Source organism: Herbiconiux sp., from assembly GCF_023264895.1.
In the GTDB taxonomy this organism is placed as follows: Bacteria; Actinomycetota; Actinomycetes; order Actinomycetales; family Microbacteriaceae; genus Herbiconiux.
The window spans coordinates 1-13,408 of record NZ_JAHFUY010000059.1; the positions used below are offsets into that span (position 1 = coordinate 1).

The window sequence follows — 13,408 nt, forward strand, 5'->3', positions numbered from 1 at the left end:
GCCGCAGGTGATCATCGCCGGCTGGTCTGCCTACCCCCGCCAGCTCGATTTCGCCGCCTTCCGCGCCATCGCCGACGAGGTGGGCGCCAAGCTCTGGGTCGACATGGCGCACTTCGCCGGCCTCGTGGCCGCCGGTCTCCACCCCTCGCCCGTGCCGTTCGCCGACGTGGTGTCCTCCACCGTGCACAAGACCATCGGCGGCCCCCGCTCCGGCTTCATCGTGAGCCGCGACACGGAGCTCGCGAAGAAGCTCAACTCCAACGTGTTCCCCGGCCAGCAGGGCGGGCCGCTCATGCACGTGATCGCCGCCAAGGCCACCGCGTTCAAGCTCGCCGCCGAGCCCGAGTTCAAGGACCGCCAGGTGCGCACGCTCTCCGGAGCCCGCATCCTCGCCGAGCGCCTCACCGCCGACGACGCCCGCGCCGCCGGCGTCGACGTGCTCACGGGCGGCACCGACGTGCACCTCGTGCTCGCCGACCTCCGCAACTCCGCGCTCGACGGGCAGCAGGCCGAGGACATCCTGCACGAGGTCGGCATCACGGTGAACCGCAACTCGGTGCCGTTCGACCCGCGCCCGCCGATGGTCACCTCCGGTCTCCGGATCGGCACGCCGGCCCTCGCCACGCGTGGCTTCGGCGACACCGAGTTCGTCGAGGTCGCCGACATCATCGGCAGCGCCCTCACGCCCTCGCCCGACGTGGAAGCCCTGCGCGCCCGCGTGCTCACGCTCACCGACGGCTTCCCGCTCTACCCGGGCCTCGAGCAGTGGTAGCCACGAAGCTCGACGGCAACGCCACCGCGGCGGCACTGAAGCGCGAGATCGCCGAGCGCGTGTCGGCGCTGAAGGCGAAGGGCATCGTGCCCGGTCTCGGCACGCTGCTCGTGGGCGAGGATCCCGGATCGATCTCGTACGTGGCGGGCAAGCACCGCGACTGCGCCGAGGTGGGCATCGAATCGGTGCGCGTCGACCTCCCGGCCACCGCCACGGAGCAGGACGTGCGCGACGCGATCGCCGAGCTCAACGCGAACGACGCCGTGACCGGCTACATCGTGCAGCTCCCGCTGCCCGCCGGCATCGACGAGAACGCCATGCTCGAGCTGATGGACCCGGCGAAGGACAGCGACGGACTGCACCCCACGAATCTCGGCCGGCTCGTGCTGGGCGTCTCGGGCGACCTGCACTCCCCGTTGCCGTGCACCCCCGCGGGCATCGTCGAGATGCTCGGCCGGTACGGCGTGAGCCTGCCAGGCAAGCACGTCGTGGTGGTCGGTCGCGGCCTCACGGTGGGCCGCCCGCTCGGGCTCCTGCTCACCCGCAAGGGCATCGACGCGACGGTCACGCTCACGCACTCGCGCACGCGGAACCTCGAGGAGGAGGTGCGCCGGGCCGATGTCGTGATCGCCGCCGTGGGCGTGCCCGGCCTCATCAAGGACCACTGGGTGAAGCCCGGGGCCGCCGTGCTCGACGTGGGCATCACCCGCGTGGTCGACGACACCACGGGCAAGGCCAGGCTGATCGGAGACGTCGACCCCGGCGTGGCCGAGGTCGCCGGCTTCCTCTCGCCGGTTCCCGGGGGAGTGGGGCCGATGACCCGCGCGATGCTCGTCGAGAACGTCGTGGCCGAGGCGGAGCGCCGGGCCGGGCTCTAGCCGAACCGGGCCGTGACGTTCCTCATCCGCCTGCCGGGTACGGAAGTCATCTGTCCTCGAGGCGAGCGGTCTCACGCACCACTGTGTCGTACAGGGCCGTGACGTGCGGCCGCTTGTCCTCCGATCTCACTGCGATCCCGACGTCGGTCGACTCGAGATCGACGATGGGGATGAAGGCGAGGTCGTCGCGCGGGTACTGCGCCGCGACCGCCGACGCCGCGATGGCGGTGCCCCGGCCCGCCCGCACGAACGCACACATCTCCTCGACCGTCTTGGTGGGAGGCCCGACGATGCGGCCCATCGGTGCGTCCGTCGGCCTCGGCGCGGCGAGCCAGTAGTCGCGGAGGCCCGGCTCGTCGTCGAACACGCCCGGGTCGAGGATGGGTTCACCGGCGAGGTCGCGAAGCGTCAGCGCCGAGGCTCCTGCGAGCCGGTGACCGCCCGGCAGGATGACGACCCTCCGCACCGGGAGCAGAGCCGTCATGGTGAGTCCCGGGTACACCGCTCCCGCCGGGTAATGCAGGAAGGCGACGTCGACCCTGCCGGATCGGAGGGCGTGGATCTCCTCGCCCCACGTGAGCTGGATCGGCACGACATCGAGCGCGAATGCATCGTCGAACGGTGCGGATGCGGTGGCCAGGTCGACCAGTTCGCGGGGTGTGCTCGACGAGAAGCCGAGCAGCACGACAGGGAGGCCCTCGTCTGCGTCGGCACGGAGTGCGCGATCGCGAGCACCCTGCACGCGCTGGAGGATGTCGATGGCGTCGGCGAGCAGTGACTCACCGGAGGCGGTCGGCGCGACCCCGGCACTGGACAGGCGCTTGTTGCGGACGAGCAGGGCGCAACCGACGTCGCGTTCCAGCCGAGCGATGCTCTGGCTCAGGGCGGGTTGCGAGACTCCCAGCCGCGCGGCAGCGGCCGTGAAGCTCCGCGCCTCGACCACGGCCACGAAGTTCGCCAGTTGCCTCAGCTCCACCTCGTGCCGCTCCTCGCGTGTTTCGGTCTCGTAAACATTCCGCGGGCGACGAAACACGAGCGCGGACACAGGCGCGAGAATCCAAGGTCATTCGTTTTGCTTATGACATCAATACTAGGCCGAATTGGCCAGGCCGCGCCGCCAACTTTAGAGTCACTCGCAAGCATCCTCCCCGCACTCGTCCCTCATCAAGGAGCACCCATGATCGGCACCCGAGGCCCGCAGCGCCCCCGTCGGCGCGCGAACCGCATGGCCGGCGTCGTCGCCGTCGCCGCCACCCTCGTCCTGGCCGGCTGCGCCACCGGCAGCGCCGACTCCGGTGACGGCGGGGGAGAGGCCGTCTCGTTCCAGCTCGACTGGGTGAAGAACAGTCAGTTCGCGGGCTTCTTCGAGGCGGACGATGCGGGCTACTACAGCGACGCCGGTCTCGACGTGACGTTCCTCGATGGCGGTGACGTCGCATCCACCGCCGCGGTCATCGCGGGTGGAGGGGCTCAGATCGGCATCGTCTCGAACATGGCCAGGTACATGGACGCCCTCGAGACCGGCGCCGACCTGGTCGCGGTCGGCGCGCTCTACCAGCAGTCACCCGCCGGGATCATGACGCTTCCGGACCGCACCATCACCTCCGTCGACGACCTCGCGGGCCTCACGATCGGCACCGACGAGTCGGGCACCGCCGACATCAACACGCTCTTCGCGGTGAACGGCCTCGAGCCCGACTGGGAGGACGTGCGGGTGGGCTACGACGCCGCGCCCCTCTTCGACGGCCAGATCGACGCCTATTACGCCTACGTCACGAACCAGCCGGTGAGCTACGATCTGGCCGGCCAGCCCTCGAACACCGTCACCTTCGCCGACCTCGGCTTCGAGTCGTACGGCGGCCTCATCGTGACGACCCGCGAATACCTGGAATCGAACCGCGACACCGTCGAATCGTTCGTGGCGGCGACGACGAAGGGCTGGGCGGACGCGATCGACGACCCCGAGGCAGCCGTCGACCTCGTGACCGAGTCGTACGGCGCCGACCTGGGGCTCGATCCAGCCGCCGAGCTCGGCACGCTCGAGGCCCAGGTGCCGCTCATGACGAGCGACTTCACCGACGCGAACGGACTCTTCGCCCTCGACCCCGCCCTCATCGAGGGGCCGATGTACGACGCCCTCACCGCCTCCGGCCGTGAGTCCCTACCCGAGGTGTCGTCTGCCTTCGACACGGGGGTCGTCGAAGCGGCGAACGAATGACGTCCGCCCCCGGTCTCGTCTTCGACTCGGTCGAGAAGAGCTACGGCAGCAGCCGGACGGCCGTGAAGGCGCTCACCCGCTTCTCGCTGACGGTCGCGGAGGGTGAGTTCGTCGCGGTGCTCGGGCCGTCAGGCTGCGGCAAGTCGACGGCTCTCCGCGTCGCGGCGGGCCTCGAACCCCTCGACTCCGGAGCGGTGAGCGTGGCGGGGGAGTCGCCCGCCCGCCTCATCAGGGAGGGCGGCCTCGGCGTGGCGTTCCAGGACAACGCGCTGCTGCCCTGGCTGACGGTCGCGGCCAACATCGAGCTGCCGTACCGGCTGACCGGCCGCCCGGTCGACCGCGGCAGGGTCGCCGAACTCATCGCGCTCGTGGGTCTCAGCGACTTCGCCGCGAGTCGGCCGTCGCAGCTCTCGGGCGGAATGCGCCAGCGGGTCTCGATCGCCCGCTCCCTCGTGCTCTCACCGCGGGTGCTGCTGCTCGACGAACCCTTCGGTGCACTGGACGCGGTGACCCGCCACCGGCTCAACACCGAGCTAGCGCGCATCCTGGATGCGGAGCGCTCGACCACCCTGCTGGTGACGCATTCGGTCGAGGAGGCCGTGTTCCTCGCCGACCGCGTCGTGGTGATGACCGGTCGCCCCGGCCGGGTGAAGCTCGAGACCTCGATCCCGTTCGGACGGGGGAGGACGAAGGAGATCCAGACGAGTGGCGCGTTCCTCGCGATCGTGGCCGAGCTGACGGCGGCGCTCGACGCCGACGACGCGGACGTCGCCGCGTGAGGACTCAGACCCTCGGCGGACGATGGCTTCTGCCGGCGCTCGGCGTGACAGTGCTGCTGGTTCTCTGGCAGGTCGTCGGAGCGGGCCAACTGCTCGGCCGGTCGATCCCACCGCTCACCGAGGTGATCGGAGCGCTCGGGAGCCGAGGCGACGTCATCTGGCGTGCGACGCTCGCCACGGGGCAGAGGGCCCTCCTAGGCGGCCTCGCCGGGTTCGCGCTCGGCGTCCTCCTGGCCTCCGTCACTGCCTGGCTGCCGCGGTCGACGGCGCCGGTTCTCCGCAGCGCGGTGCTCATCAACGCCATCCCGGTGGTGGCAGTCGGGCCCGTGCTGATGAGTCTCTCGACGCGCCCGTTCATCCCCGAGATCTTCGCGGGGCTCTCCGTGCTCTTCAGCACCGTCCTCGCGGTGAGCGACGGCCTCCGCACCGCGAGCCCGTCGAGCGAGGCTCTCTTCTCCGTGTACGGCGCGAGGCGCTCGACCCGGTTCCGGTTGCTGCTGTTCCCCTCCGCCCTCCCCATGGTGGCCGACGCGCTTCGCCTCGCCGTGCCTGCCGCCCTCCTCGGGGCCATCCTCGGCGAGTGGTTCGGTGCCGATCGGGGGCTCGGAGTCGTCATGGTCTCCGCCATGCGCAACGTGCAGTACGGCCTGCTCTGGGCTGCCGCGCTGGCCGCGATCGTCGTGTCGGTCGTGTTCTACGCGATCGCGACCGCGCTCGAACGCGCAGCGTCGGCACGCTTCGCCCGGGGCACCCAGGCACCGAGCCCCGTCGCCGCGCTCCGCCGCGGTGAGAACGCGCTGCTGGGCCTCGCCATCCCGGTCGCCCTGGTGCTGCTCTGGCAGATCTGGGTGTGGGTCGGCCACGTCCCGCAGATCGTCGCACCCCAGCCGGCCGGTGTGGGTCGGGCGCTCGTCACCGACTTCGTGCCCTACCTCGAGGCGGCGGCGCTCACCACGGTCTCGGCTCTCGGCGGCCTCGTCAGCGGGGCGATCGTGGGCATCGGTCTCGCTGTGCTCGTGTCGGTCGTGCCGTGGCTCTACTCGATGCTGTCGCCTCTCGCGCTCATCATCCCGACTGTTCCCATCGTCGTGTTCATCCCGATCATCGGTGGCCTGCTGGGATACGGAATGCAGACCGTCTTCGCATCCTGCGTGCTGATGGCTTTCTTCCCCATCTACGTGCTCGCGCTGTCGGGTCTCCGCTCCCGCCCGCCGGGCGCCGACGACGTCTTCGCCGTGCACGGCGCCGGGCGCTGGCAACGGCTCATCAGGCTCTCGCTGCCGAGCTCGGTTCCCACGCTGCTGCTCGCGGTGCGCATCTCCGCGGCGAACTGCTTCCTGATCGCCATCTCGGCCGAATGGCTGATGGGGCAGGGCGGCCTCGGCCGCCTCTTCAGCGAGCGGCGCGTCGTTCTCGACAACGACGGGTCGTGGGCGGCCGTGATCGTTGCGGTCGCCCTCTCCGTCGCGGCCTACGTGATCGCCGCGGCCGCGGAGCGCCGGGTCTCGGCACGGTGGCAGTCGTGAACGGCCGGCGCGACCTGAGCGCGCTCCCCAAGGTCCACGTGCACGTGCACCTCGACGGCAGCTATCCCGAGTCTGCGGTGCGCGACCTTGCACGCCGTCGGGGGCTCGTGTTCGAGCGGCCGGCCCGTTTCGCCGACGAGTGGCAGTTCTTCGACGCCTACGGAACCGTGCCCGCGCTGGTTCAGGAGGCGGATGACCTGGCGGCCCTCTGCAGTGCCCTGGTCGCCGCCGAGGCGGCCGAAGGGGTGCTGTATCTCGAACCCTCCATCGAGCCGCAGCTGTACGCGCCCCGTCTCGGCTCGATCGAGCGGGTGACCGGCATCATCATCGACGCCCTTCAGGAGGGTGCCGCAGCCGCGGGCATCCAGGTCGGCGCCAACCTCACGATCAACACGGACCAGGACGAGGAGATCGCCGACGAGCTCACCGATTCGGCCGTTGCCTTCGCCGGCCGCGGTGTCACAGCACTCGGCACAGCCGGGTTCGTCGAGCCCGCGGGTCTCGGCCGGTTCCGTTCTGCTGCACGCAGGGCAGCGGATGCAGGGCTCGCGGTCGTGGCCCACGCCGGCCAGACCGGAGGACCGGACAGCATCCTCGAAGCCCTCGATGAGCTCGGCGCCACCCGCATCTCGCACGGCGTGAAGGCCGTGGCCAGCACGGAGCTGCTGCAGAGGCTTACCGCCGAGGGCATCGTGTGCGACGTGTGCCCCGTGTCGAACGTGGCGCTCGGTGTCACGCCTTCGCTCGCCGAGCATCCGGCCAGGCAGATGATCGAGTCCGGCGTCGCCGTCACGCTGAACGCCGACGACTCGCTCTGGTTCGATCACTCGGTGACCGACCAGTACACGGTGGCCCGCGACGTCTGGGGGCTGAGCGACGACACGCTCGGCGCGGTCGCCGCCAACGGCCTCCTGCTGCCGGCGCTCGACGCCGCCACCCGCTCCGTCTACGAGGACTCCCTAGCCGCCTGGTTCACGGCATCGCCCGGATGAGCGCAGCCTGACCTTCAGGCCACCTGCACACCACCTACCGACGAGGAATCATGAAAAGACTTCACCTGGGCGCCTTCGAGATCAACGGCGTCAACCTCACGAGCCAGGGCCTCTGGGCCCATCCCGACAATCAGACCATCCGCTACAACGACCTCGACTACTGGATCGAGATCGCCCGCATCCTCGAGGGCGCTGGCTTCGACTTCCTGTTCTTCGCGGATTCCTACGGGTACCCCAGCATCGGTGGCGAGACCCCCGCCGTCGCCTTCGAGCAGGCGGCCGAGATCCCGAAGAACGACCCGATGCTGCTCATCCCGGCGCTGGCGGCGGCGACCTCGACCCTCTCCTTCGCGGTCACCACCTCGACGACGTTCGAGGCGCCCTATGCCAACGCCCGCCGGTTCGCGACGCTCGACCACCTCACGAGGGGCCGAATCGCCTGGAACGTCGTGACGACGACGAGCACGGTCGTGAGCGACCTGTTCGGGCACGACCGATTCATTCCCCACGACGAGCGCTACGCGATCGCCGAGGAGTACCTGCAGCTGAGCTACCAGCTGTTCGAGGGGTCGTGGGAGGACGACGCGGTCGTGGCTGACAAGTCGGCCCGCGTCTACGCCCACCCACAGAAGGTGCACCGGGTGAGCCACGACGGCGCCTACTTCTCATCGGCCGGGTACTTCAACTCCACGCCGTCGCCGCAGCGCACCCCCGTCATCTTCCAGGCGGGCGCCTCCAAGGCGGGTTTGGCGTTCGCGGCGCGGAACGCCGAGGTCGTCTTCCTGCAGGGGGCCGATTCAGGCAAGCTCCGGGCGCAAGTCGACCAGCTCAGGGCCCTGGCGGCCGACGAAGGGCGCGACCCGCGGTCGATCACGGCGATCGCCGGGCTCTCGACCGTGGTCGGAGACTCGGTCGAGAACGCTGAGCAGAAGCTCGCCGACTACCTCTCGTACGTCGACGCCGACGCCATGCGCGTCTATTTCGCGCAGATGACCGGAGTCGACCTCACTGCCCTCCACCCCGAGACCGAGCTGTCGACCCTCACCACAGAACAGAGCCGCACGCAGCTCACGGCACACCGCGGGCGCACAGCGGCCGAGGCCTTCGCCGACTATGTCGGCCGGGGTGGGATGCGCGACCTGGTGCTCATGGGAACGGGCGCCGACATCGCAGAGAGCATGCTGCAGCTGGCTGAGGAGACCGATCTCGACGGGTTCAACATCACGCCCTACGTCTCACCGTCGTCGTACCTGGAGTTCGCCGAGCACGTCTCGCCCCACCTCCGTGCGGCCGGGGCGATCGAGGAGGCACCGGCCCCCGCGACGCTCCGCAGCCGTCTGTCCGGCAGCGACCGGGTGCCCTCCGTGCATCCGGCCGCACGCTACCGCTCAGTGGAGGTCGCCCGATGACGTACGTGCCCGACTTCCCCCAGCCGCACGTCGTCGATCCGCGGCGCTACGACGACGCGAAGGTCCGCCGGGTGGGGCGATCAGGTCTGCAGCTGCCCGCCGTATCGCTCGGACTCTGGCAGAATTTCGGCCACGACAGGCCGTGGGAGGTGCAGCGTGCGATCGTCCGGCGGGCCTTCGACCTCGGAGTGACGCACTTCGACCTCGCCGACAACTACGGCCCGCCTTACGGCAGCGCCGAGGAGGGCTTCGGCCGGATCCTCCGAGCCGATCTGCGGGCGCACCGCGACGAGCTGATCGTCTCGACGAAGGCGGGCTACGACATGTGGCCAGGTCCGTACGGCGAGTGGGGCTCCCGCAAGCACATGCTCGCCGGGCTCGACCAGTCGCTCGGGCGGCTCGGCCTCGACTACGTCGACATCTTCTACTCCCACCGGGCCGACCCCGCCACGCCGCTCGAGGAGACGATGGGTGCTCTCCACACCGCGGTGCAGTCGGGCCGCGCGCTGTACGCGGGCATCTCGTCGTACTCGCCGGAGCGCACGATCGAGGCGGCGCGCATCCTCCGCGACCTCGGCACGCCCCTTCTCATCCACCAGCCCTCCTACTCGATGTTCAACCGCTGGATCGAACACGGCCTCCTCGACGCGCTCGACGAGCTCGGTGTGGGCTGCATCGCATTCTCGCCGCTGGCCCAGGGACTCCTTACCGACCGCTACCTCGACGGGATTCCGCAGGGGTCCCGCGCCTCGAGACCGGGTTCGATGTCATCGACCTCGATCGACGACAACGTGCGGATGCGCATCCGGGGCCTCGACGCCATCGCGGCGTCGCGGGGGCAGACGCTCGCCCAGCTCGCACTCACCTGGGTTCTGCGCGACGCGCGAGTGAGCTCTGCGCTCATCGGGGCGTCGAGCGTCGAGCAGCTCGAATCGAACCTCGATGCCGCATCGGCCCCGGACCTGACCGACGAGGAGACCCGCGCGATCGAGGAGTATGCGGTCGACCTCGGGATCAACCTCTGGGCGGGCTCGAGCGCGGTGGGCGGAACGTCGTAGCGACCCGTCCCTGGGCACCGAGCACGATTCACTCACTCATCTCCGGGCCACTCGGCCCTAGCGGAGGTCCGCCTCGGCGGTGTCCTCCGGCGCGGCGTCGGCGAACTGCGCGGCGTAGAGCGCCGCGTAGGCGCCGTCGGCCGCCAGCAGCTCGGCGTGGCTGCCCTGCTCCACGATCGAGCCCGACTCCATCACGAGGATGAGGTCGGCGTCGCGGATGGTCGACAGCCTGTGCGCGATCACGAAGCTCGTGCGGTCGGCCCGCAGCGCCGACATGGCCTTCTGCACGAGCTGCTCGGTGCGGGTGTCGACGGATGACGTGGCCTCGTCGAGGATGAGCACGCTCGGCTCGGCGAGGAACGCCCGCGCGATCGTGAGCAGCTGCTTCTCGCCGGCCGAGACGTTCGACGCCTCGTCGTCGAGCACCGTGTCGTAGCCGTCGGGCAGGGAGTGCACGAAGCGGTCGACGTAGGTGGCCCGCGCGGCGGCGAGGATCTCCTCCTCGGTCGCGTCGGGGCGGCCGTAGGCGATGTTGTCGCGGATCGTGCCGCCGAAGAGCCAGGTGTCCTGCAGCACCATCCCGGTGCGGGAGCGCAGGTCGTGGCGCGTCATCCGTGCGATGTCGACGCCGTCGAGCGTGATGCGGCCGGCATCGAGCTCGTAGAAGCGCATGATGAGGTTCACGAGCGTGGACTTGCCGGCGCCCGTGGGGCCGACGATCGCCACGGTCTGACCGGGCTCCGCCGTGAGCGAGAGATCGTCGATGAGGGGGCGGTCGGCGACGTAGCGGAACGAGACGCCCTCGAAGCGGAGCCGGCCCGGGCCATCGGCCGGGGGGGTCTCGGCGGGCGTCGCATCCGGGGTCTGCTCCTCGGCGTCGAGCAGCTCGAACACGCGCTCGGCGGAGGCCACGCCCGACTGCAGGAGGTTGACCATCGAGCCCAGCTGGGTGAGCGGCTGGGTGAACTGGCGGGAGTACTGGATGAAGGCCTGCACGGCGCCGATGCTGAGAGCGCCCGAGGCGACCTGCAGCCCGCCCACCACGGCGATGACGACGTAGACGAGGTTTCCCACGAACATCATGGCCGGCATGATGATGCCCGAGACGAACTGGGCGCCGAAGCTCGCGCGGTAGAGCTCCTCGTTCTTGGCGCCGAAGGCCGCCTCGGTCTCGCGCTGCCGGCCGAAGACCTTCACGAGGGCGTGCCCGGTGAAGTTCTCCTCGACCTGCGCGTTGAGCTCGCCCGTCGCCCTCCACTGCGTGACGAACAGCTTCTGCGAGCGCTTGGCGATGAGGGCGGTGATGACGACAGTGAGCGGGATCGTGACGAGCGAGATCACCGCGAGCAGCGGCGAGGTGATGAACATCATGACGAGGATGCCGACGACGGTCAGGAGCGAGGTGAGCAGCTGGCTGAGGGTCTGCTGCAGGCTCTGCGCCACGTTGTCCATGTCGTTCGTGACCCGGCTGAGCAGCTCGCCCCGCGGCATCCGGTCGAAGTACGACAGGGGGAGGCGGTTGATCTTGGCCTCGACCTCCTCGCGCAGGGTGAACGTGGTGCGCTGCACGACCGTGTTGAGGAGTCGCCCCTGCACCCAGGAGAACACCGAGGCGAGCACGTAGAGCACGAGCACGGTGCCGAGCACCACGGCGAGAGCGTTGAAGTCGATGTGCTGACCGGGCACGAGGTCGATGCCGCTGATGAGGTCGGCCTGGGCGCTTTGTCCGCTCGCCCTGAGGCCCTCGACCACCTCCTCCTTGGTGGAGCCGGCGGGGAGGGTCTGGCCGATCGCGCCCGCGAAGATGAGATTGGTGCCCTGGCCGAGCAGCCACGGGCCGACCACCGTGAAGACCACGCTGATGGCGCCGAGCAGCACCACGGCGAGCACGGGCAGCCGGTGCGGTGCGAGGCGGCGCAGCAGCCGGAGGGCCGACGGGCCGAAGGTCATCGACTTCTCGGCCGGCAGCTGGGCGCCGCCGAAGGGGCCACCGCCCGGACCACCGCGGCGGACGGGGCCGCGCGCCGCTCCCGGCCCGCTCATGCCGCCTCCTCCGCGCTCAGCTGGGAGGCGACGATCTCGGCGTAGGTCTCGCTCGTGGCGAGCAGTTCGTCGTGAGTGCCCCTACCCACGATCGCGCCGTCCTCCAGCACCACGATGACGTCGGCGTCGACGATGGTCGACACCCGCTGGGCGACGATGATCATGGTCGCTCCCTTCACATCGGCGCGGAGGGCGCGTCGGAGGCGCGCATCCGTCGTGAGGTCGAGCGCCGAGAACGAGTCGTCGAACACGTAGATCTCGGGCCTCTTCACGAGAGCACGCGCGATGGCGAGCCGCTGCCGCTGGCCGCCCGAGACGGTCGTGCCGCCCTGCGCGATCTCCGCGTCGAGCCCGCCGTCCATCGAGCGCACGAAGTCGGCGGCCTGAGCGACCTCGAGCGCGTGCCAGAGCTCCTCGTCGGTGGCGTCGGGCTTGCCATAGCGGAGGTTGGAGGCCACGGTGCCCGAGAAGAGGTACGGCTTCTGCGGCACGAGGCCGATGCGGCTCCAGAGCAGGTCGGGGTCGAGCTCGCGCACGTCGACGCCGTCGACGAGCACCGAGCCCGCCGTGGCGTCGAACAGGCGCGGGAGGAGGTTGACGAACGTGGTCTTGCCGGCGCCCGTCGATCCGATGATCGCGAGGGTCTGGCCGCTCTGCACGGTGATGTCGAGGTCGCGCAGCACGGGCTGCTCGGCGCCGGGGTAGGAGAACGAGGCACCGCGGAGCTCGACGACGCCGTGCTGCTCGAGCCGGTGCACGGGGTGGGCCGGCGGGGTCACGGAGGTCTCGGTCTCGAGCACCTCGGTGATGCGGTCGGCGCAGACCGAGGCACGCGGGATCATCATGGCCATGAACGTCGCCATCATCACCGCCATCAGGATCTGCACGAGGTAGCTGAGGAACGCGATGAGGGTGCCCACCTGCATCGAGCCCGAGTCGATCCGGAACGCGCCGAACCAGATCACCGCCACGCTCGAGACGTTGAGGATGAGCATGACGGTCGGGAACATCAGCGCCATCAGCCGGCCCGCCCGGAGCGCCGAGTCGGTGACGGCGGCGTTGGCCTCGGCGAACCGCTCGGTCTCGACCCCTTCGCGCACGAAGGCACGCACCACGCGGATGCCCGTGAGCTGCTCCCGCAGCACCCGGTTGACGGTGTCGATGCGGGTCTGCATGCGGCGGAACTGCGGCACCATGCGCACGATGATGAGGCTCAGCGCGATGAGCAGCACGGGCACGCTCACCGCGATGATCCAGGACAGCTCCAGATCCTGCTGCAGGGCCAGGATGACACCGCCCACGGCGAGGATGGGGGCGGATACCAGCAGCGTGAACGTCATGAGTGCGAGCATCTGCACCTGCTGCACGTCGTTGGTGGAGCGCGTGATGAGGGAGGGGGCGCCGAAGGCCGAGACCTCGCGCTCGCTGAAGGCGCTCACCCGGTGGAAGATGGCGCCACGGAGGTCGCGGCCGAGCGCCATGGCGACCTTCGCGCCGAAGTAGACGGCCGTGATCGACGCCGCGACCTGCAGGACCGTGATGCCGAGCATCACGAGGCCGGTGGAGAGCACGTAGGCGGTGTCGCCCTTCGCCACGCCCTGGTCGATGATGTCGGCGTTCAGGGTGGGCAGGTAGAGCGACGCCACCGACTGGATGAGCTGGAAGAGCACGATGAGCGCGATCGGGCGCCCGTGGGGGCGGAGGAAGCGCCCGAGGAGTCTCAGGAGTGTCAT

The 13,408-nt window shown here is 70.0% G+C and carries 10 protein-coding genes and 1 pseudogene; 8 read left to right on the forward strand and 3 right to left on the reverse strand.

Going from position 1 to position 13,408, the window contains the following annotated elements:
- Both Q0D57_RS11880 and Q0D57_RS11885 read left to right on the forward strand, forming a co-directional pair.
- Positions 1–772 (forward strand): annotated as a pseudogene (locus Q0D57_RS11880) (serine hydroxymethyltransferase); the annotation flags it as partial.
- Positions 766–1,650 (forward strand): bifunctional methylenetetrahydrofolate dehydrogenase/methenyltetrahydrofolate cyclohydrolase, encoded by an 885-nt coding sequence (locus tag Q0D57_RS11885; RefSeq protein ID WP_291043766.1) that lies wholly within the window; start codon positions 766–768, stop codon positions 1,648–1,650. The pseudogene Q0D57_RS11880 and the gene Q0D57_RS11885, both read left to right, overlap by 7 nt.
- Before the next feature lie 46 nt (positions 1,651–1,696).
- Here the strand turns inward: Q0D57_RS11885 and Q0D57_RS11890 are convergent, their stop codons facing one another.
- Positions 1,697–2,626 (reverse strand): LysR family transcriptional regulator, encoded by a 930-nt coding sequence (locus Q0D57_RS11890; RefSeq protein ID WP_291043770.1) that lies wholly within the window; start codon positions 2,624–2,626, stop codon positions 1,697–1,699.
- Between the two features lie 201 nt (positions 2,627–2,827).
- Between Q0D57_RS11890 and Q0D57_RS11895 the strand changes: the two genes are divergently transcribed.
- The 6 genes from Q0D57_RS11895 to mgrA are packed head-to-tail and all read left to right on the forward strand — an operon-like array spanning position 2,828 to position 9,632.
- Complete coding sequence (locus Q0D57_RS11895; RefSeq protein ID WP_291043774.1) at positions 2,828–3,868, forward strand: ABC transporter substrate-binding protein; 1,041 nt, start codon at positions 2,828–2,830, stop codon at positions 3,866–3,868.
- On the forward strand, positions 3,865–4,647 hold the full coding sequence (locus Q0D57_RS11900) for an ABC transporter ATP-binding protein (RefSeq protein WP_291043777.1): 783 nt from the start codon (positions 3,865–3,867) through the stop codon (positions 4,645–4,647). Before Q0D57_RS11895 ends, Q0D57_RS11900 begins: the two co-directional genes overlap by 4 nt.
- Positions 4,648–4,691: 44 nt before the next feature.
- Entirely contained in the window at positions 4,692–6,173 is a 1,482-nt protein-coding gene (locus tag Q0D57_RS11905; protein WP_291043780.1) for an ABC transporter permease subunit, read from the forward strand.
- A complete protein-coding gene (add, locus tag Q0D57_RS11910) occupies positions 6,170–7,165 on the forward strand; it encodes an adenosine deaminase (RefSeq protein WP_291043783.1) in 996 nt (331 codons plus the stop codon). The genes Q0D57_RS11905 and add overlap by 4 nt, the downstream gene beginning before the upstream one ends.
- A 50-nt stretch (positions 7,166–7,215) precedes the next feature.
- Positions 7,216–8,574, forward strand: coding sequence for an NtaA/DmoA family FMN-dependent monooxygenase (locus Q0D57_RS11915; RefSeq protein ID WP_291043788.1), 1,359 nt, complete (start codon positions 7,216–7,218; stop codon positions 8,572–8,574).
- A complete protein-coding gene (gene mgrA / locus Q0D57_RS11920) occupies positions 8,571–9,632 on the forward strand; it encodes an L-glyceraldehyde 3-phosphate reductase (protein WP_291043793.1) in 1,062 nt (353 codons plus the stop codon). Before Q0D57_RS11915 ends, mgrA begins: the two co-directional genes overlap by 4 nt.
- A gap of 57 nt (positions 9,633–9,689) precedes the next feature.
- Here the strand turns inward: mgrA and Q0D57_RS11925 are convergent, their stop codons facing one another.
- Both Q0D57_RS11925 and Q0D57_RS11930 read right to left on the reverse strand, forming a co-directional pair.
- The gene (locus tag Q0D57_RS11925) at positions 9,690–11,675 is read right to left on the reverse strand and encodes an ABC transporter ATP-binding protein (protein ID WP_291043796.1); all 1,986 of its coding nucleotides are present in this window, start codon (positions 11,673–11,675) and stop codon (positions 9,690–9,692) included.
- Positions 11,672–13,408, reverse strand: a complete 1,737-nt coding sequence (locus Q0D57_RS11930; RefSeq protein ID WP_291043803.1) for an ABC transporter ATP-binding protein — start codon at positions 13,406–13,408, stop codon at positions 11,672–11,674. Before Q0D57_RS11930 ends, Q0D57_RS11925 begins: the two co-directional genes overlap by 4 nt.